This is a genomic window from Streptomyces nigrescens (genome assembly GCF_027626975.1).
Taxonomy (GTDB): domain Bacteria; phylum Actinomycetota; class Actinomycetes; order Streptomycetales; family Streptomycetaceae; genus Streptomyces; species Streptomyces nigrescens.
The window spans coordinates 1522792-1542344 of the sequence record NZ_CP114203.1; the positions used below are offsets into that span (position 1 = coordinate 1522792).

15 protein-coding genes are annotated in these 19553 nt (G+C 71.8%); 8 read left to right on the forward strand and 7 right to left on the reverse strand.

The window, feature by feature from the left end:
* Positions 1–10 precede the first annotated feature (10 nt).
* Together STRNI_RS06925 and STRNI_RS06930 are read right to left on the reverse strand one after the other, a co-directional pair.
* Positions 11–655, reverse strand: a complete 645-nt coding sequence (locus STRNI_RS06925) for a DJ-1/PfpI family protein (protein ID WP_018090616.1) — start codon at positions 653–655, stop codon at positions 11–13.
* A gap of 62 nt (positions 656–717) precedes the next feature.
* Positions 718–1689 (reverse strand): GlxA family transcriptional regulator, encoded by a 972-nt coding sequence (locus tag STRNI_RS06930; protein WP_018090615.1) that lies wholly within the window; start codon positions 1687–1689, stop codon positions 718–720.
* A gap of 143 nt (positions 1690–1832) precedes the next feature.
* On the opposite strand from STRNI_RS06930, the gene STRNI_RS06935 reads away from it, so the two are divergent.
* The 5 genes from STRNI_RS06935 to STRNI_RS06955 all read left to right on the forward strand — a co-directional run bounded on the left by STRNI_RS06935 (position 1833) and on the right by STRNI_RS06955 (position 10480).
* Entirely contained in the window at positions 1833–2702 is an 870-nt protein-coding gene (locus tag STRNI_RS06935) for an SCO6745 family protein (protein WP_274739261.1), read from the forward strand.
* A 244-nt stretch (positions 2703–2946) separates the two neighbouring features.
* On the forward strand, positions 2947–5388 hold the full coding sequence (locus STRNI_RS06940) for a Tex family protein (RefSeq protein WP_277410748.1): 2442 nt from the start codon (positions 2947–2949) through the stop codon (positions 5386–5388).
* 144 nt (positions 5389–5532) lie between these two features.
* Entirely contained in the window at positions 5533–6939 is a 1407-nt protein-coding gene (locus tag STRNI_RS06945; RefSeq protein WP_266443942.1) for a vWA domain-containing protein, read from the forward strand.
* A complete protein-coding gene (locus STRNI_RS06950) occupies positions 6936–8834 on the forward strand; it encodes an AAA family ATPase (RefSeq protein ID WP_018090611.1) in 1899 nt (632 codons plus the stop codon). Before STRNI_RS06945 ends, STRNI_RS06950 begins: the two co-directional genes overlap by 4 nt.
* A 389-nt stretch (positions 8835–9223) precedes the next feature.
* Positions 9224–10480, forward strand: a complete 1257-nt coding sequence (locus STRNI_RS06955) for a Cmx/CmrA family chloramphenicol efflux MFS transporter (RefSeq protein WP_159485029.1) — start codon at positions 9224–9226, stop codon at positions 10478–10480.
* 104 nt (positions 10481–10584) lie between these two features.
* Here STRNI_RS06955 and STRNI_RS06960 read toward each other — a convergent pair whose 3' ends face one another.
* The gene (locus STRNI_RS06960; protein ID WP_018090609.1) at positions 10585–10974 is read right to left on the reverse strand and encodes a DUF2267 domain-containing protein; all 390 of its coding nucleotides are present in this window, start codon (positions 10972–10974) and stop codon (positions 10585–10587) included.
* An 86-nt stretch (positions 10975–11060) separates the two neighbouring features.
* Positions 11061–11495 carry an Hsp20/alpha crystallin family protein gene (locus tag STRNI_RS06965; RefSeq protein WP_159485031.1) on the reverse strand — a complete coding sequence of 145 codons (435 nt, stop codon included), beginning with the start codon at positions 11493–11495 and terminating at the stop codon, positions 11061–11063.
* Between the two features lie 172 nt (positions 11496–11667).
* Between STRNI_RS06965 and STRNI_RS06970 the strand changes: the two genes are divergently transcribed.
* Complete coding sequence (locus STRNI_RS06970; RefSeq protein WP_159485033.1) at positions 11668–12336, forward strand: type III effector protein; 669 nt, start codon at positions 11668–11670, stop codon at positions 12334–12336.
* 94 nt (positions 12337–12430) lie between these two features.
* On the opposite strand, the gene STRNI_RS06975 is transcribed toward STRNI_RS06970, so the two are convergent.
* Both STRNI_RS06975 and STRNI_RS06980 read right to left on the reverse strand, forming a co-directional pair.
* Positions 12431–14434 carry an FUSC family protein gene (locus STRNI_RS06975; protein WP_159485035.1) on the reverse strand — a complete coding sequence of 668 codons (2004 nt, stop codon included), beginning with the start codon at positions 14432–14434 and terminating at the stop codon, positions 12431–12433.
* Positions 14435–14681: 247 nt separating this feature from the next.
* A complete protein-coding gene (locus tag STRNI_RS06980; RefSeq protein ID WP_277410749.1) occupies positions 14682–15245 on the reverse strand; it encodes a TrmH family RNA methyltransferase in 564 nt (187 codons plus the stop codon).
* Between the two features lie 233 nt (positions 15246–15478).
* Between STRNI_RS06980 and STRNI_RS06985 the strand changes: the two genes are divergently transcribed.
* The gene (locus STRNI_RS06985) at positions 15479–16519 is read left to right on the forward strand and encodes an FAD-dependent oxidoreductase (RefSeq protein WP_159485037.1); all 1041 of its coding nucleotides are present in this window, start codon (positions 15479–15481) and stop codon (positions 16517–16519) included.
* A 282-nt stretch (positions 16520–16801) separates the two neighbouring features.
* A complete protein-coding gene (locus tag STRNI_RS06990; RefSeq protein WP_159485039.1) occupies positions 16802–17695 on the forward strand; it encodes a D-alanyl-D-alanine carboxypeptidase family protein in 894 nt (297 codons plus the stop codon).
* A 122-nt stretch (positions 17696–17817) separates the two neighbouring features.
* Here the strand turns inward: STRNI_RS06990 and STRNI_RS06995 are convergent, their stop codons facing one another.
* Positions 17818–19515, reverse strand: a complete 1698-nt coding sequence (locus STRNI_RS06995) for a BCCT family transporter (protein ID WP_159485041.1) — start codon at positions 19513–19515, stop codon at positions 17818–17820.
* Positions 19516–19553 lie beyond the last annotated feature (38 nt).

The window sequence follows — 19553 nt, forward strand, 5'->3', positions numbered from 1 at the left end:
CGGCCCGCCCCTACTCCTCGCCTGTCAGCACGAAGCGGCTGAGCCCCCGCAGCGCCGCGACGACCTCGGCCGGGGCCTTGTCCGGGGAGCCCGCGTCGTAGGGCGGCCGGGGGTCGTACTCGATGCCGAGCTGGATCGTCTGCGCCGCGGTGTCCCCGGCGATCCGGCCGGCCAGCGTCAGTCCCATGTCGATACCGGCCGAGACGCCGGCCGCCGTGACGTACTTGCCGTCGAAGACCACCCGCTCCCCGGTCGGCTCGGCGCCGAGACCGGGCAGCTGGTCCAGTGCCAGCCAGTGGGACGTCGCCCGGCGCCCCTTGAGGAGACCGGCGGCGCCGAGGATCAGCGAGCCGGTGCACACCGAGGTGGTCCAGGTGGTGTGGGCGTCCACGGCGCGGATCCACTCCTGCAGCGGGCCGTCCGTCATGTGCGCGAGCTGCCCCGGGCCGCCGGGCACGACGAGGATGTCCGGCGCGGTGACCTCGGCGAGCGTGGCGTCGGCGACCAGCCCGAGCGACCCGAGGTCGCTGCGGTACGGGCCGGTGCGCTCGCCGACGAACACCGCCTCCGCTCCCGGCAGCCGGCTGAGGGTGTCGTAGGGGCCGATGGCGTCCAGCGTGGTGAAGCGGTCGTAGAGAAGGATCGCGAGCTGCATGTCCGGATTCCTGTCGTCGGTGGGTGGTGCCGGCGCCGTGGGTACGTGGCGGCCGGCGCGGTTCAAGCGGTGGGTACGGGTGGTCCGGCCGGCTGGAAGCGGCGGCGGTATTCGGCCGGGGAGGCGCCCAGGACGCGGAGGAAGGCGCGGCGCATCGCCTCGGGGGTGCCGTAGCCGCAGCGGCGCGCCACCTGCTCGATGCCGTCGGCGGTGTCCTCCAGGCACCGGCGGGCGGCCTCCAGCCGGACCCTGTCGACATAGCGACCCGGTGTCATGCCGGTCTCCTCGCGGAACGCCCGGGCGAAGTGCCGTGGGGAGAGCCTCGCGCGCTCGGCGAGTGCGTCGACGGAGAGGTCCGCCTCCGGGTGCTCGGTGATCCACTGCTGGACGTCGCGCAGCGGCCGGCGCTGTGCGGTCTGGGCGGCGAGCTGGGCACTGAACTGGGTCTGGTTGCCCGGCCGCCGCAGAAAGACGACCAGGTGCCGGGCGATGGTCAGCGCGAGGTCCCGGCCGAGGTCCTCCTCCACCAGGGCCAGCGCCAGGTCGATACCGGCCGTCACGCCCGCGGAGGTGGCCAGGTCGCCGTCCCGTACATAGATCGGCTCGGGTTCGACCCGGACCGCGGGGAAGCGCTCGGCGAGGGTGCCGCAGAGCATCCAGTGGGTGGTCGCCCGGCGGCCGTCCAGCAGCCCGGCCTCGGCCAGCAGCAGCGCTCCGCTGCACACCGAGACCTTCCGGCGGGCGCGGGGGGCGTGGTCACGCAGCCAGTCGATCAGCCGGGGGTCGGGGGTACGGGTGCCCTGGCCGCCGGGGACCAGCAGGGTGTGCGGCGCCGCGGCGGCGGTGAGGGCGAGGTCGGGAACGAGCGTCAGCCCGCTGGTCGTGCGGACCGGGGCGCCGTCAAGACTGGCGGTGCGGATCCGGTAGGCGCCCGGCATCGCCTGGGCCGCACCGTTGAAGACGTCGACCGGTCCGCAGACATCAAGGGCCTGCACACCGTCGAAGAGAACGACGAGCACATCGCGCTGTTCCATACCGTCCATCCTGGCCAGCGGCGGTGATGGCGGCAATGACGGAAAACCCACCTTTCCTGCCATCGAAAGACGGCGGCGTCCGGACGGCCGACGTCCGGGGCCCCTGGAATCTGCCCATACCGACGGGTCGGTACCCTGCCTCCATGACCTCTTCCAGTGCACTGCCCGAGAAGGCCGGCCGCACCTGCCACAACGTCGTCAACCCCTTCCACTCCACGCACTACTTCGCGCCGGAGCTGTCCGAGGAGATGGCGAAGCTCGGCCTCGACAACCGCAGCGCCGCCTACTTCGCCTGTCGTGGCGCGGCCATGGGTGCCGTGGGCCCCGGCACCATCACGGCCACCTTCTACAACTTCAAGCACGAGCTCATCGCCCAGCACGTCCCGCACGTCTGGACGGTCACCACGCCGCAGGACGTGCTGGACGCCCGGCTGCGCGCCACGGACGCCACGCTGCGCCGGCTCCTCGGCCCCGAGGCCGTCGAGTCGCCGGAGATGGCGGAGGCGGCGGAGCTGGCGCTGCGCGCCGCCGAGGCCTGCACCCGCCGGGCCCGGCCGCTGTACGCCGCGCACGCCGATCTGCCGGTGCCAGAGGCCCCGCACCTGGCCTACTGGCACGCCGCGACGCTGCTGCGCGAACACCGCGGCGACGGCCACCTGATAGCGCTGCTGGACGCCGAACTGGACGGGCTGGAGGCGCTGGTCACCCACACCGCCAGCGGCCGGGGCATGAGCCACAAGGGCGTCCTGGCGACCCGTGGCTGGTCGGAGGAGGACTGGCAGGACGCGCAGGAGCGGCTGCGCTCGCGCGGGCTCCTGGACGAAGCGGGCGAGCTGACCGAGGCCGGAATCCTGCTGCGCAAGGAGCTGGAGCGGAAGACCGACCGGCTGGACCGGGCCCCGTACGAGCACCTGGGCGCCGAGGGCGTGGCCCGGCTCACCGAGCTGGCGACCGGCTTCACCACCGCCGCCATGAACGCCGGGGCGTTCCCCGCGGCGCTGTTCGGCAAGTGATCCGGCGCGTGGTGACGCCTTCCGGTGCGCGGGACTCCCCCGGGGAGTGACGCACCGCGGGCGCCGGGGTGTGCGTAGACGGTCGCGCGCCCCGGCGCCAGGGGTGTCCGCCGCGCCCCTCCCGGCTTCCGGGCGGACGAGGGCACTTCAGGGACACCCCGGCGGCTGGGCGGCGCGACAGCCCGGCCCGCCACCCGGCACAATGCAGGCTCAAGCAAGCGCTGGAAGGCGGGTCTGGATCAACGTGACGGCATCCACTGAGCCCATCGGGGCCCTCGGGACCATCGAAGCGAGGATCGCCGGGGAGCTCGGCGTCAAGGAGCGGCAGGTGAAGGCCGCGGTCGAACTGCTCGACGGGGGCTCGACCGTCCCGTTCATCGCGCGCTACCGCAAGGAAGCCACCGAGATGCTCGACGATGCGCAGCTGCGCTCGCTCGAGGAACGGCTGCGCTATCTGCGGGAGCTGGAGGAGCGGCGGGGTGCGATCCTGGAGTCCGTACGGTCCCAGGGCAAGCTGGACGCCGCCTTGGAGGCGCAGATCCGCGGCGCCGAATCCAAGGCGCGGCTGGAGGACATCTACCTCCCGTTCAAGCCCAAGCGGCGTACCAAGGCACAGATCGCGCGGGAGGCGGGCCTGGAGCCGCTCGCCGACGGGCTGCTGAGCGATCCGTCGGTGGAACCGGCCGCGGCGGCCGCGGCGTTCGTGGACGACGGCAAGGGCGTCGCCGATCCGGCCGCCGCCCTGGAGGGCGCGCGGGCCATCCTGACCGAGCGGTTCGGCGAGGACGCGGATCTGATCGGTGAGCTGCGCGAACGGATGTGGTCGCGCGGGCGGGTGGCGGCGAAGGTGCGCGAGGGCAAGGAGGAGGACGGCGCGAAGTTCGCCGACTACTTCGACTTCGCCGAGCCGTTCACCGAGCTTCCCTCGCACCGGGTGCTGGCGATGTTCCGCGGCGAGAAGGAGGAGATCCTCGATCTCACCCTGGAGCCGGAGGACCCGTCGGCGGCCACCGAGGGTCCGAGCTCCTACGAGCAGTCCATCGCGCACCGCTTCGGCATCGCCGACCGGGGCCGCCCGGCCGACAAGTGGCTGCAGGACACCGTCCGCTGGGCCTGGCGCACCCGCGTCCAGGTGCACCTCGGGATCGATCTGCGGCTGCGGCTGCGGCAGGCCGCCGAGGACGAGGCGGTACGGGTCTTCGCGTCGAATCTGCGCGATCTGCTGCTGGCGGCGCCCGCCGGTACGCGCGCCACGATGGGCCTGGACCCCGGTTTCCGTACGGGCGTGAAGGTCGCCGTCGTGGAGGCGACCGGCAAGGTGGCCGCCACGGAGACCATCTACCCCCATGTGCCGCAGCAGAAGTGGGACGCCTCGCTGGCCACGCTGGCGAAACTGGCCCGCGAGCACGACGTCGAGCTGATCGCGATCGGCAACGGCACCGCGTCCCGCGAGACCGACAAGCTGGCGGCCGATCTGATCGCCGCCCAGCCGGAACTGAAGCTGACGAAGGTGATGGTGTCCGAGGCCGGTGCCTCGGTCTACTCCGCCTCCGCGTTCGCCTCGCAGGAGCTGCCCGACATGGATGTGTCGCTGCGTGGCGCGGTGTCCATCGCCCGCCGGCTGCAGGACCCGCTGGCCGAGCTGGTCAAGATCGACCCGAAGTCGATCGGTGTGGGCCAGTACCAGCACGATCTGTCCGAGGTGAAGCTGTCGCGTTCGCTGGACGCGGTGGTCGAGGACTGTGTGAACGGTGTCGGGGTGGACGTCAACACCGCGTCGGCGCCGCTGCTTTCGCGGGTCTCCGGCATCGGCTCCGGCCTCGCCGAGAACATCGTGGCGCACCGGGACAGCAACGGCCCGTTCCGCTCCCGCAAGGCCCTCAAGGACGTGGCGCGGCTCGGCCCGAAGGCGTACGAGCAGTGCGCGGGCTTCCTGCGGATCCGGGGCGGCGACGACCCTCTGGACGCCTCCAGCGTGCACCCCGAGGCGTACCCGGTGGTGCGCCGGATGGTGAAGTCGGCGGGTACCGAGGTCGGTTCGCTGATCGGCAACACGACGGTGCTGCGCTCCCTGAAAGCCGCGGAATTCGTCGATGACTCCTTCGGTCTGCCGACGGTGAGCGACATCCTGCAGGAGCTGGAGAAGCCGGGCCGCGACCCGCGCCCGGTCTTCAAGACCGCGACCTTCAAGGAGGGCGTGGAGAAGATCGGCGATCTGCAGCCGGGGATGCTCCTGGAAGGCGTGGTGACCAATGTCGCCGCCTTCGGGGCGTTCGTGGATGTGGGCGTCCATCAGGACGGTCTGGTCCATGTCTCGGCGATGTCGAAGAGCTTCGTCAAGGACCCGCGGGACGTGGTGAAGCCGGGCGACATCGTGCGGGTCAAGGTGCTCGATGTCGACATTCCACGGAAGCGGATCTCGCTGACGCTGCGGCTGGACGACGAGCACGGCAAGGGCGCGTCGGCGGGCGGCGGTGAGCGGCGCGGTGGCGGCGAGCGCCGGGGCGGCAACGGCGGCGGAGCGCGCGAGGGCGGCCGGGGCGGCGCGCCGCGGCAGCGGCAGGGCGGCGGCGGTCTGCGCGGCGGGGACCGCCGGGGCGGCCGCGACGCCGGGCCGGCCAACGACGCGATGGCGGACGCCCTGCGGCGGGCCGGACTCCTGGGCAAGGACCGCGGCGGCCGCTGAGTCAGGTGCCGGCGATCCGGCGGCAGCGGGACCGGTCCCGCTGCCGCCGGATCGCGGCCGTCACGCGCCTCGTTCGCCTCCCGCCATGATCCGTTGTCAGTGCCTCCTGATACGAAAGGAGGCAGCGGAGAACGGGGGCGGGACATGGCGTACGACACGACAACGGCGGGGCACCGGCCGGTGGTCGACCTGACCGACCGGCGGGCGCTGGAGCGCTGGCGGCCGGCGGAGCCGGAAGTGGTCGCGGAGGCACGGCGGCTGAAGGAAGCCGCGCTGCTGGATTTCGGGCTGACGGATTCCGTGGTGGCGTCCTGGATCTATGCGAAGTGCCACCAGCAGATCCCGACGACGGCCGTGCCGACCGCGGCCGTCGTGGCCTCCGGGGACGGCAGCTGTCCGCTGCTCTACAACCCCGACTTCTTCGTCCGACTGGGCCTGGAGGGCGTGAAGTTCGTCCTCTTCCACGAGGCGCGGCATCTGGTGCACCGCCATCTGTTCGCCGACCCTGAGCTGCGCGAGGACCCGGTGTTCACCCTCGCCGCCGAGGTCGCCATCAACCATGTCGCGCTGGTACGGCTCGGCCGCAAGGAGCTGCCGCAGCTCGACGGCCGGCCCACGGGGGTCGACCCGCGCGAGATCCATCGGGAGTATGCCGCCGATCTGACGGCCCAGGGGCTCGAACCGCTTGGCTACGACGCCTTCGTCGAGACCGACATGACCGTGTTCTCCGAGCTCAAGCGCATGCGGCAGCCGCCCGTCCCCGCGGTGCCCTGTGTGCATCTGACGGACCCGGAGACGGCGGACGGCGATCAGCAGACCCTCGACGAGACGGTGTCCTCCGCGCTGGTCAACACCCTGCTGGCGGCGCGGCGCGGACACCCGGGCGCGGAGCGGGAGCTGCTCGATCTGATGGACCGTACGGACGGCACCTCGGAGCATGCGAGCCGGGTGTGGGGGCGGCTGGGCGCGGGGGCGCTGCGCGGCGCGACCCCGCGGACGGGGAAGGTCGACTGGTGGCAGCGCTGGCTGGTCGATGTCCTCGCGTCCAAGCTGCGGGAGGGCGAGCGGCTGGTCTATCCGAAGAAGCGCGGTGCGCTGCTGGCCGCGCTGGGCCACGATCCGATGCTGTCGCGGCGCGGCCCGGTCCGGGAGAAGAACCTCGTGATCGCGTATGACACCTCGGGGTCGATGCCCGACTCGGTGGTCGACTGGCTGACGGAGCTGGTGGGCGCGATCGACGGGGTGGCCGCCCACTGGCTGTCGTTCGACGGCGTGGTGATGCCGTTCCGCCCCGGTGAGCGGGTGTACGGCGGCGGGGGCACGAGCTTCCAGGCGGTGGCCGACTACGTCGAGGGCCGCACGGCGGTCGACGGCCGCAGCTTCGAGGAGATACCGGACGCCGTGGTGATGCTCACCGACGGCCATGCCCCGCACATCACCCCCGCCGAGCCGGACAAATGGATCTGGCTGATCACGTCGGGCGGAGACGACTGGCCCGACCACCACACCCCGCCGATGGCCTGCCACCGTGTGACGACAGGAGACCGATGAGCACGACCACGCCGACCGCGGCGCCCATGATGGCCGCGGCGACCGCGCAGACCCCGCCGGCCCGTCCCGCGGGATGGCGGCCCAGCGCCACCTACCCCGAGCCCCCGGAGGGCTGGACGGGTGTGTCCCGGCTGGAGTCCTTCATCGACGCGATGATCGACATGGGCCAGACCGGCCAGATCTTCGGCGAGCACGGTATCGGCAAGACGGCCACCTTCTTCTCCCATCTGCCCAAGGCGTACCCCGATGCCGAGCTGGTCTTCGTGCCGGCCGCCAATCTCACCCCGGACGATCTGCTCGCCAACGCGCCGGTGCGCGACGCCGGAACCGGCGAACTGGTGCTGCGGCAGCTGGTGATGAGCCAGCTGCGGCCCGGCAAGCCGTTCGTGCTGCTGATCGACGACTCGCTGCAGGCGGGTGCGACGATCCAGTCGCAGCTGATGCAGATCGCCTGCAACTGGACGCTGGGCGAGTACGACCTGCGGGAGCTGGGCTGCATCGGCGTCTTCCTGACGGACAATGAATCGCTGGCGGAAACGGCGGCCCGGCGCAGCGATCTGGCCGTCCTGGACCGCATGGTGACGATCCGGATCACCGCCAATGACACGTCCTGGCGGCACCAGCTCGCGGCGAAGTACCACGACTGGAATCTGCGCGAGATCTTCACCCTCTGGGCCACCCTCGCCCCGGCCTTGCGTGAGCTGCTCTCCCCGCGCACCCTCGACCACATCCTCGCCAATGCCCGGGAGGGCTTCCCGCTGCGCTGGGGACTGCCGCTGGTCAATGGCGAACGGCTGCGGCTGGCCGAGCAGAAGGACAACGGCAAGCCGGGCAAGGACCGTACGACCGAGGTGCTGGACCGGATCGCGGCGGCGGTGGGCGCCGCCAATCCCGCCACGATCCCCGATCCGGTGCGCGCCGTGGTGCGTGCGGCGCTGCGCAACCGCTGGTCGGTGCTGTTGCAGGGGCCGCCCGGGTGCGGCAAGACGGAGCTGGTCCGCGAGACCGTCCGTGCGGGCCTCGACGGGCGCGAACCGCTGTATTTCTCGATGCCGGTGACCAATGTCGAGGACCTCTGCGCACCGATCCCGACCACCGACGGCTCACTGGACAATCTCCTGTCCGGGTCGTTCCTGGGTCCGGAGCCGAAGGCCATCGTCTGGGACGAGTACAACCGCCCCAAGGACAAGGCGGCGTTCGCCAAGCTGATGGAGATCACTCAGGAGTGGTCGCTGGCCGGGCGCCGGATCGAGAATCTGCGGGCGCAGATCGCGGTGCAGAACCCCCCGTACCACCTCGGCCGCAAGCTCCTGGTCGCCCGGAACAACATCGCGCAGGCGACCCGCTTCACCGCCTCGCTGACCCTCGAACCAAGCGACATCCCGGCCAACGAGTGGCTGATCGCGAAGTACGGTGCCGTCGCCGAGACGGTCCTGGAGTGGTGGAAACACGACATCGACGAGGACGGCCGGGCCTGGATCACCAAGCGCACCATCGAGCGGCTGATCAAGCTCCACCAGCGCGGGCTGCCGCTGGAGATGGGCACGGTCTATCTCGGCGACGGCGAATACGCTCCCGTGCCGCTGACCGCCCTCCTCGACCGGCTCAGCAACCGCCCCGTCACCGGTCTGCGAGAGCTGGCCCAGGAGGTCGACTCCTGGGAGGCGCGGCTGCGGACGGCGGCAAGCGCGTCCAGCGAGGGCTCGAACGACAGCGATCTGGTCCACCAGGCCCTGGCCAACGCGGAGTTGTCCCAGCTGAAGCAGCATCAAGCAGAGGTGGCCCGGCTGGTCGCCCTGCTCCCGCCGAAGCTGCGTTCCACCTATCTGGTGGGCGCATCGAGCGAGGCCCAGCGGTTCTGGATCGAGGTCTTCGCACTGATACCCCGCGGCTGAGGGGGTGGAGTGAGGCAGTCGGCGGTGCGGCCGCCGACTGCCTGCCGCCGAATTGCGTGGACGGGGCCGGCCGCCTCGATTAACCTGCCCGCATGTCCAGTCCCGAGGCGTCAAGACGCTAGCCACCGGTCGTCCGGTGGCTCCTTGTGCTGTCTCGCGGTCGCGCCGTCCCGTTGTCGGTCGCCACCCGGCACACTTCCCTGCCACCGGATCGCCGTAGTACGGGCTGATTCCCACCTGATCGTGCGTCACCTCTCTGACGCCCCAGGTGTTCTCGCGCGGTAGCCACGCGTGCCCGGCCGGACGGTCTCTTCCTTCACCTCGTCACGGGTACCGCTGTGCCTGCCACCGCGCCTTGCCGATCCATTCTGTGGTTGCGGAGTGTTGCTGTGCCCTTCGTTCTCTATCTGCTCGGCCTTGCGGTCTTCGCCCAAGGCACCTCCGAGTTCATGCTGTCCGGCCTCCTCCCGGACATCGCCCGTGATCTCCATATCCCGATCGCCGCTGCCGGCGCGCTGACCTCGGCCTTCGCCGTGGGGATGGTGATCGGCGCGCCGCTGATGGCGCTGCTGAGCCTGCGCTGGTCCCGGCGTCGCGCACTGCTGACCTTCCTGGTCACGTTCCTGCTCGTCCATGTCCTCGGGGCGGTCACTCCCCACTACGGGGTCCTGCTGGCCACCCGGGTCGTCGCGGCGCTGGCCAACGCCGGGTTCCTGGCGGTGGCGCTGGCGACCGCGACCTCGATGGCCGCCCCCGACGCCAAGGGCCGCGCCACCTCGGTCCTGCTCGGGGGCACCACCATGGCGTGTGTCGCGGGCGTGCCCGCCGGTGCGCTGCTCGGTGAACTGTGGGGCTGGCGCTCGGCGTTCTGGGCGGTGGCCCTGGTCTCGGTACCCGCCGTCCTCGCGATCCTGTGGTCGGTACCGGCCGACCCCGCCCCGCGGTCCGTCGAGGGCGGTCCCCGCGCACGCACGGAACTGCGCGCCCTGCGCAGCCCCCGGCTCGTGGTGCTGCTGCTCCTCGGCGCCCTGGTGAACGGCGCGACCTTCTGCACCCTCACCTATCTCGCACCGCTGGTCACCGAGGTCACCGGTTTTGAGGAGGGCTGGGTGCCCGCCCTTCTGGCGCTCTTCGGCCTGGGGGCGTTCGCCGGGGTCAGCACCGGCGGCCGCCTGGCCGACACCCGGCCCGTCCGCCTCCTGGTGATCGGCGGACCGGCCCTGCTCGCCGGCTGGATCACGAGTGCGCTCACCGCCGGGAATCCCGTGGCCACCCTGGTGCTCCTCTTCGTCCAGGGGGCGCTGTCGTTCGCCGTCGGCTCCACCCTCGTCTCGCAGGTCCTCTACGCGGCGACCGGGGCACCGGCCCTGGGCGGCGGATTCGCGACGGCGGCGCTCAACGTGGGCGCGGCGCTCGGCCCATGGTGCGGCGGCGCCGCGCTCACCGCAGACCTCGGCTACCGCGCACCGCTGTGGGTGAGCGCCCTCCTGACGGCACTCGCCCTCGTCCTGGCGGGCCTGGCACGCACGACGCGCCCCGGGCCGGTCACCGCTCCGCGACGTACGGCCCGGCCCAAAGTCCGTACGGACTCAGCGGCCTGCTCCGGAGCAGCGGGCGAACCGGCGGACGGCCGACGGGTTCGGTGAGCCGCCGGTGTCTCCTTCCGCGACGGCTCGGTGAGGCGGAGCGGCGGGGACGTGCCCTGAAACAAGGGCCGCCTCCCCGTCGGCGGGGAGGCGGCCCCGGGTGGTCATGCCGACCGGGGGTGGCCGAAAAGGAGGTCGAAACCCGGGGGCAGTTGGAGCAGGACGCGCTGCATGAGGTCCTCGCCGGCGGCGTCGGCGACGACGCTGAGCACCGCGCCGACATCCCACTTGGCGGTCTCCTCGGTGGCGCCCTCGATCCAGGCCGCCGTGGCGCGGACGAACCGTTCGGGGTCCAGCGGCTCGGCGGCCTGGAGCGGGTTGAGCAGGATCAGGGCGAAGGTCTCCGGCAAATCGGCGGCCAGCTCGGCCCGTTCCTCGCCGACCAGATGCGCACCCAGCAGTGCCAGGACGACGCGGGCCGCCCGTTCCGCTTCCTGTGGTGAGTCGTACTCGCCACGCTCCTGGACCTGTGCCAGGAACGCCTCCCAACGCATGGGCGCCACAGCTGCCTCCTTCTCGTCGGAGCGCGGAGGGCGGGACCGGCGGGGAGATCACATTCCCGCCCTCCGCGCGGTCCCGCTCAGCCGCGGATCTGCTTCTTCGCAGTGTCCCCGCCAATGGCGATCTTGCGGGGCTTGGCACGCTCGGCGATCGGGATCCGCAGGGTCAGGACACCCGCGTCGTAGTCGGCCTTGATGTGCTCCGTGTCCAGCGTGTCGGCCAGCATCAGCTGGCGGGAAAAGACACCCAATGGCCGCTCGGAGAGCTCCATCTGTGCGCTGTCGGCCTTGGCGAACGGCCGGCGCTCGGCCTTGACGGTCAGCATGTTCCGCTCGACGTCGATGTCGATCGCGTCCGTGGAGACCCCGGGGAGGTCCAGGGCGATCACATACTCGTCGCCCTCGCGGAATGCGTCCATCGGCATCGGGGAGGGCCTCGACCAGGTGCCGGACGTGCCCATGAGCTGCTGGGTGAGCCGGTCGAGCTCGCGGAACGGGTCAGTGCGCATCAACATCGCGAAACACCTCCAGTTGGTTCAGGCACTACTGCCTGGCCAATGCGCTTCACCTGTCTCCCGTTGTAACATGTCATCCAAACGATGACAAGCAAGATGTCATCCAACGGCTGACACGCCTTCGAGGCATCCGGCCGCCCCACGCTGACAACCTCTGACGAAGGGAGATCCCGTGTCCGCAGCCGACCGGCCCCAGGACCCCACTCCCGCTTCCTTCCTCGCCTCCGTGGCCGCGCTGGATTCGATCCACGAAGCCCTGCGTGCCGCCCACGGCACGGGAACCGGCGAGCCGCCCGCCCCGGACGCGACCGGTCCCGAGCAGGCGCTGGCCGCGCTTCTCCTGCTGCGCGAGGTGCGCCTCCAACTCGCCGGCTGGGAGCCCGGCCTGATCGAAGCGGCCCGCGACGCGGGCGCGAGCTGGGCCGACCTCGCCGAACCCCTCGGCGTCACCAGCCGTCAGGCCGCCGAACGCCGCTATCTGCGGCTGCGCCCCGGCGCCGCCGGCACCACCGGCGAGCAGCGGGTGAAGGCCACCCGCGACCGCCGCGCCGCCGACCGCTCCGTCACCGCCTGGGCCCGGCTCCACGCCGCCGATCTGCGCAGGCTCGCCGGTCAGATCACCGCGCTCACCGACCTGCCCGTCGGCGCCCACCCCTCGATCAGCCGCCTGAGCCACGCCCTGGGCGACAACGACGCCGCCCAGCTCGTCGGCCCGCTGACCGACACCCGTCCGCACCTGGAGCACGGCCACCCCGACCTCGCCGCCCGCATCGACGGCATCACCCACCACGCCGACCAACTGCGCCGGGACAGCGACGACCAGCGCCGGACCACCGGCTGACACCGGGCGGACGGCGCGGCACTCACCGCAAGCTCCGGGACCGGACCGCGCCGCCTTCCGGCATGGGGCGGCTCGCGCCCCCGCGCCCCTCGGCTCAGCCCGTCCCCGCGTACCCCCGGATCCGCTCCAGTTCCACGGCCACATCCGTGAGCGTGGCGCAGTCCGGAACCGGCGGGAGGTCCGGGCCGGACAGGCCGCGCCCGGGCGGCCGGTCCGGGTCCTCCAGGGCGTCGGCCATCGCCGACAGCGCCTGGCACAGCGCCTCGGCCTCGGCCCTGCCCGGGCGGTGCGCGCCATGGTCGAGGCGTACCGCGCAGGCGGTCGCGGCGTCCACGATGCGTTCGGCCGCGGTGACGACGGTCAGCCAGTCGGGGTTGCGGTCGCGGGCGGCGAGGAGTTCGGCCGCGGCGGTCTCCGCCGCCGCCCTGGCCTCCCCCAGCGCCCGGTAGGCGGTGCGGCGCAGCGCCAGCCGCCGGGTGGGGTCCGCGCCCGGTTCCGACTCCAGTACGTACCGCAGGAACTGCTCGGTGCAGCGCAGCGCCGAGGTGACGCGGTGCCCGACCCGGCGGCGCGGGTCGGCGAGCCGCGGCAGATGTCCGACGACAAGGACGATGCCGCAGGCGATGGAGGTGTCCACGATCCGCTCGGCGGCGGCCTGCGGATCGCCGCTGACATGCACGAACGACAGCACCATGAGGGTGATCGCGACGGTCTGCAGGGCGAAGTGACGGGTGGCGAACGGCAGCAGCGCCCCGCCCGCGCCCGCCATCAGCGCGGGCCACCACGAACCGGTCAGCAGCAGGCCCGCCCCGGCGAAGACCAGCACGCCCGCGACGGTCCCGGCGAAGCGGTTGACCGTACGGGAGAACAGCGGCCCCAGGTCCGGCTTGACGAGGAAGGTGACGGTCGCCGGGAGCCAGTACCAGTGGTCGGCGCGGAGCAGCAGGGCCACGGCGGCGCTCGCGGCGATGCAGACGGCGACGCGCAGGCCGTAGTCCCGCCCGGCGGGCCCGAACAGGCCGCGCCCGCGCCGTGTCCGCCCGCCGACGGCACCCAGTGCCCCGCGGACCACGGCCACGGGCCGGGCCGCCCAGACGGGATGGCCGGACGGTGCCGGCTCCGCCCGCGGCGGGGCCTCGGGCTCCCGCCGGGCGAACGCGACCGCGGCGTCCAGCAAGGCCTGGTCGAAGGCGCCGCGCGCGGCCGTGCTGGTCTCCGGGGCGGACAGCCGGCCCGGCGGCCGCCCGGTGCGCAGCGCGTCGGCGAACCTACGGGGGCTCTCCGCCACCCGGGACGGCAACGGGCGGGCCTCCCACAGCAGCGCCACGCTGGCCTCGCACAGCGCGGTGGCGGCGGCGAACCGCTCGGTGAGCAGACGTTCTTCCGTACGGGCGGGCCCGCGCAGCAGCCGGCTCGTGAGGCGGCGCAGCCGCAGGGCCTCGTCGGCGCGGTCCAGGGCGGCGGTGAGCCGGCGTCTGGCGGGCTCGGCACCGGGCCCGCCGACCGCACTCAGGGCGTCGGCGAGCGCGTCGAAGACCGTGGCGACCGCGGCCCGCTCGCCGCTGAGCGCCCCGCCCGCCGGACGGGGCGAGCGCAGGACGAGCCGCAGCAAAAGCAGCCAGAGGCAGCCCGCCAGGACATAGAGGGCCTTCGCCCAGGGCGCGCCGGGCAGCGGCATCCCGGCGCCCAGGATGGTGGTGGCCAGCATCTGCATCCCGGCGTTGGAGCGCACCGGCCCGGCCACGCTGCCCGCACCGGAGACGAAGCCGACGGCGAACAGCGCCGGGACGATCCACCAGCCCGCGTCGGCCGCCCGCAGCGAGGCACCGATCAGCATGCCGAGCGCCGAGGCGAGGGCGGGCAGTCCGATATGGACGATGCCGGTGCGCCGGGTGCCGGGGCGGTCGTTGACCCCGGCCAGCATCGAGCCGAGTCCGGCCAGGACGCCGGGGGCCGGGTGGCCGGTCGCGATGCCCGCGCCCAGCAGCGGCCCCGCACACAGCGCACCGCGGGCAACGGCCGCCCAGGGTACGGGCAGCCGCTGCCAGTGGAAGGGGTGAGCGAGCCAGGCGGGCACGGCGCGCGGCGCGCGGAGCATGGGCCTCCTCAGACGACGGCGTACGGACGGGCGGCGAGCGGGATCCGAGGGGCGTCATCGGCCGACGGTGCTGCTACCAGCCTAAGGTCCGGAAGGGGCCACACCACTGCCGCGGGGTTACCACAAGATCACGAACGAATGGCGGGCAGCCGGCCCGGCTCCGCACCCCACGCCCTTGCCCGCTCCGCCCGTCGGGTGGACGCCGCCCGGCACCGGCAACACTCCGTCCCGTCAACCGGCCCCCGGCTCACCACAACCCGGCAAGCCGGTACAGCACCAGCGACCCCGCCACCGCCACATTCAGGCTGGCGCCGGTGCCGACCATCGGGATCTCCACCACCTCGTCCAGCAGATCCAGCGCCTCGGGCGGAATCCCGTGCCGCTCGTGCCCGAGGACCATCACCGTCGGCTCGCGCGCGGCCGGCAGGTCCGCCAGCCGCACCGCCTCGTCGGCGAGTTCCACCCCCACCACGCGCAGCCCCCGTTCGCGCTGCCGCTCCAGCCAGCCCAGCGGATCACCGGTCCAGTGCACACAGGCGGGTCTGCGGAGCGTATTGCCGCGCTCCAGCGCCTCGGGCACCCAGGAGAACCGCGGCACGGTCAGACAGGCGCCGACCGCATCGCAGGTGCGCAGCAGGGTGCCGAGGTTGGCCCCGTGCAACGGCCACAGCGGTGCGGCGTAGAGATGGTCCCAGCACGCGTGGGCCCGCGGACGGCGGGCGCGGCGGAGTTCACCGGGGGTACGGGTACGGAAGGCGGGCGCGGCCGGCGGCACGGGGGCGGGACCCCGGCGCCGCGCACGGCCGCTCATCGCACGGCGGAGGCGGCCCTCCGGAAACTCTTGGCGGCAGTGAGGAACTGCGGCAGCATCTGCATCATCCAGGGCGCTTGGCGGCGCGCCCGGGCCATCGTCGTCCGGACCGTCACCCGGCCCGGTTCTGTTCCGAAGCCGCCCCGGTCCGGGCGCGGCCGCACCAGGCCAGGGCGCCGCTCCCCCGGTGTCCTCCCCTTTTCCGCGCCCGCCCCACCGGTTAGCGTCCCGGCATGACGAGCAATACGGAGAGCCTGGACATACGGGTGGTCGGTGGCGGCGTGATCGGGCTGACGTCGGCGATCGCACTGGCCGAGGACGGGCACCGGGTACGGGTACTGAGCCGGGACGCGGCCGGCGACACGACCTCGGCGGTGGCGGGCGGACTCTGCTGGCCGTACCGCATCCAGCCGTACGAGCGGGCGGTGGAGTGGTCCGTACGCTCCTTCCAGGTGCTGGCCGCACTCGCGGGGCGGCCGGAGGAGACGGGCGCCCGGATGGTGACGGGCACGATGACGGCCACGACGGGCGGCGGCCGGGGCGCCTCCGGGAAGGCGGGCGACGGCGCCGAGGACGGTCTGGCCGCCTGGTACGACGCGGTGCCCGGGTTGCGGCGGGCAAGGGCGGAGGAGCTCCCGGAGGGCCATGCGTCGGGGTGGCGGGCCCGTACTCCCCTGGTGGACATGCCCTCCCATCTCCGCTATCTGGAACGGCGGTTGACGGCCGCGGGCGGGGCCATGGAGCGGTGCGAGGTCACCTCGCTGGAGGAGGCCGGAGCGGCGGCGGACATGGTCGTCAACTGCTCGGGACTCGGTGCGCGCGCTCTCGTCCCCGATCCGGAAGTCCATCCGGTCCAGGGGCAGTTGGTGATCGTGGAGAACCCCGGCATCGAGGAGTGGTACGTGTCCGCCGACGCCGGGGCGAGCGACACCACGTACCTGCTGCCGCAGCCGTACGGCCTGGTGCTCGGCGGTACGGCGCAGGAGAACGCCTGGTCCCTGGAGCCCGATCCGGCGGTGGCGGAGGCCATCGTGGCCCGCTGTGCGCGGCGCTTCCCGGAGCTTGCGCGGGCCCGGGTCCTGGCGCACAAGGTGGGGCTGCGCCCGGCCCGCCCGGCGGTGCGGCTGGCGGCGGAGCGGCTGTCCGGCGGTGTGCCGTGCGTCCACAACTACGGGCACGGCGGTGGGGGCGTGACCGTGGCGTGGGGGTGCGCGGACGAGGTGCTGCGGATGGTGCGGGCGGTCCAGGAGGAGCGCGGACCGGTGCGCGGGTAACTACGGAGGTGCCGCCTCCGCCGCGACGTGGCCTTCCCCGGCCACGAATTCGCCGCGTATCCGTATCTCCGTCCGCTCCTGACCGTTCTCTCCGTAGTCACCTGTGTGTCCACCCGGGGGAATGCACCGATGCCAGGCCTGAAACCCGCCCGATCGTCCAGCGGTGTGCGAACGAGCGGAATTTACCGCCCGGAGCGCGCATCCATTCGCCCGTCTCAGGCGTCTCATGAGCAAGCGCCATTCCTATATGGCCGCACTGCAGGGGTATTTGGAGTATCCACTTTGAAAAACGGCATTAAGGGCATTCATCGCGTATCCGCGGTCGCTGTCACCGCGGGAGCCGTCCTGACGGCCGGGGCGTTCACCGCTCCGGCGCAGGCCGCTACGCTCAAGACCCCCACGATCGCCGCCAAGGGCGGCTACGTGATGAACAACGGCACGGGGAAGTCCCTCTTCACCAAGGCCGCGGACACCCGGCGCTCCACCGGCTCCACCACCAAGATCATGACGGCACGGGTGGTGCTGGCGCAGCCGAACCTCAACCTTGATTCCAAGGTGACGGTCCAGAAGGCGTACAGCGACTACATCGTCGACAACGACTGGGCCTCGTCGGCCCGGCTGATCGTCGGCGACAAGGTCACCGTCCGCCAGCTGCTGTACGGGCTGATGCTCCCGTCCGGCTGCGACGCGGCGTACGCGCTGGCCGACAAGTTCGGCAGCGGCTCCACCCGGGACGCGCGGGTCAAGTCGTTCATCGGCAAGATGAACTCCACGGCCAAGTCGCTCGGCCTGACGAACACGCACTTCGACTCGTTCGACGGCATCGGGAAGGGCGCGAACTACTCGACTCCGCGCGACCTGACCAAGCTCGCCTCGAACGCGATGAAGTACTCCACGTTCCGTACGGTCGTGAAGACGAAGTCGACCAAGCAGAAGGTCACGACGAAGAGCGGTGGCTACCGCTACATGTCGTGGACCAACACCAACGCGCTGCTCGGCAGCTACTCGGGCACCCTCGGCGTCAAGACGGGCTCCGGCCCGGAGGCCAAGTACTGCCTGGTCTTCGCCGCCACCCGGGGCGGCAAGACGGTCATCGGCACGGTTCTCGCCTCCTCTTCGGTGGAGAACCGCACCGCTGACGCGAAGAAGCTGATGGACTACAGCTTCAAGAAGTAACCCGATCCGGAACAGGCGTGGGGCCTGCTCGCGACCTTCCGGCCGCGAGCAGGCCCCTTCGTCATCGTGCGGCGCCGGTCCGGCAACGCACCCGGTCCGCACGGCGACGCACCGGAATCGGCCTAGCCGCCGCTTTTGACTCCGGCACCGCTGTCCTCGCCGGTACCGTCACCGTTGCCGGTGCCGCCGGGTCCGATCTGGAACTCGAAGTCACCGTCGTACTGCTCATGGCCCGCGATCACGGCCAGCTCGACGGCTTCCTCGCCCTTCTGGCCACGCACGATCAGCGGATCGCTGCGCAGATCGCGCATCAGCGCCCAGCACATGGCGATCATCACGACCATGAAGGGCACCGCGACCAGAATCGTCAGATTCTGCAGTCCGGTCAGGGCATCACCCGATCCGCCACCGATCAGCAGCATGATCGCGGCAACCGCACCGGTCACCACTCCCCAGAAGATCACCACAAGCCGGGTCGGCTCGAAGGTGCCCTTCTGCGAGAGCGTGCCCATGACGATGGACGCGGCATCGGCACCGGACACGAAGAAGATGCCGACCAGGATCATGACCAGAACGCTGGTCACCGTGGCGAGCGGGTACTGGTGCAGCACATCGAAGAGCTGGCCTTCGGGGGTGCTCGACCCGCTGAGCTGCTTGGACTCCTGCAGCTTCATGGCCGAGCCGCCGAACACCGCGAACCACACCAGGCTGACCACGCTCGGCACGAGGATGACCCCGCCGATGAACTGCCGGATCGTCCGGCCGCGGCTGATCCGGGCGATGAACATGCCCACGAAGGGCGTCCAGGAGATCCACCACGCCCAGTAGAAGACGGTCCAGCTGCGCAGCCAGCCGCCCACATCGTCGCCGCTGCCGGCTTCCGTACGTCCCGCCAGCTGCGGCAGTTCGCCGATGAACGAGCCGAGGGAGGTCGGCAGCAGATTGAGGATGAGAATCGTCGGTCCGACGACGAACACGAAGACCGCCAGAATCAGCGCCAGCACCATATTGATGTTGGACAGCATCTGGACGCCCTTGGCGATGCCGGAGACCGCGGACAGGATGAAGGCAATGGTCAGCACGGTGATGACGCCGACCAGCAGGGTGGTGCTGACGCTGTCCATCCAGCCCAGCACCTTGATGCCGCTGCCGATCTGCAGCGCACCGAGCCCCAGTGAGGCCGCGGAGCCGAAGAGGGTGGCGAAGATGGCCAGGATGTCGATGACCCGGCCGCCCCAGCCGTTCGCCCGCCGGGAGCCGATCAGTGGCGTGAACACCGCGCTTATCGTCTGCCGCCTCCCCCGCCGGAAGCAACTGTAAGCAATCGCCAGACCCACCACCGCGTAGATCGCCCACGGGTGCAGCGTCCAGTGGAACAGCGTCGTGGCCATCGCCGTGTCCATCGCCTGGGCGGCGTCCTGCGGATCGGTGCCCGGCGGCGGGGTGGTGAAGTGCCCCAGCGGCTCACTGACGCCGTAGAACATCAGGCCGATGCCCATGCCCGCGCTGAACATCATCGCGACCCAGGACACGGTGCGGAATTCGGGCTCCTCACCCTCCTTGCCCAGCGTGATCCGCCCGTATTTGCTCACCGCAAGCCAGATCGCGAAGATCACGAATGCGGAGGCGGAGAGGACGAACGCCCAGCCGAGATTGTCGATCACCCAGTTCAGCATCGAGGTCGATGCATTCTTGAGGGATTCGGTGGAGGACGCTCCCCAGCCGATGAAGGCGAGGGTGAGCAGCGCGGTCACACCGAAGACCACACGGTCGGTCTGTGGGGGCCCGTTCTCCTGAGGGCCGTCGGGGAGATCCGTCACGGATGACGTGCCACCCCCATCTCCGGACTTTCTGTCTG

Coding starts and splice junctions, on each gene's coding strand:
- STRNI_RS06925 (WP_018090616.1), bottom strand. CDS start 655: ATGCAGCTCGCGATCCTTCTCTACGACCGCTTCACCACGCTGGACGCC.
- STRNI_RS06950 (WP_018090611.1), top strand. CDS start 6,936: ATGAGCACGACCACGCCGACCGCGGCGCCCATGATGGCCGCGGCGACC.
- STRNI_RS06930 (WP_018090615.1), bottom strand. CDS start 1,689: ATGGAACAGCGCGATGTGCTCGTCGTTCTCTTCGACGGTGTGCAGGCC.
- STRNI_RS06935 (WP_274739261.1), top strand. CDS start 1,833: ATGACCTCTTCCAGTGCACTGCCCGAGAAGGCCGGCCGCACCTGCCAC.
- STRNI_RS06980 (WP_277410749.1), bottom strand. CDS start 15,245: ATGAGCGGCCGTGCGCGGCGCCGGGGTCCCGCCCCCGTGCCGCCGGCC.
- STRNI_RS06945 (WP_266443942.1), top strand. CDS start 5,533: ATGGCGTACGACACGACAACGGCGGGGCACCGGCCGGTGGTCGACCTG.
- STRNI_RS06985 (WP_159485037.1), top strand. CDS start 15,479: ATGACGAGCAATACGGAGAGCCTGGACATACGGGTGGTCGGTGGCGGC.
- STRNI_RS06960 (WP_018090609.1), bottom strand. CDS start 10,974: ATGCGTTGGGAGGCGTTCCTGGCACAGGTCCAGGAGCGTGGCGAGTAC.
- STRNI_RS06975 (WP_159485035.1), bottom strand. CDS start 14,434: ATGCTCCGCGCGCCGCGCGCCGTGCCCGCCTGGCTCGCTCACCCCTTC.
- STRNI_RS06965 (WP_159485031.1), bottom strand. CDS start 11,495: ATGTTGATGCGCACTGACCCGTTCCGCGAGCTCGACCGGCTCACCCAG.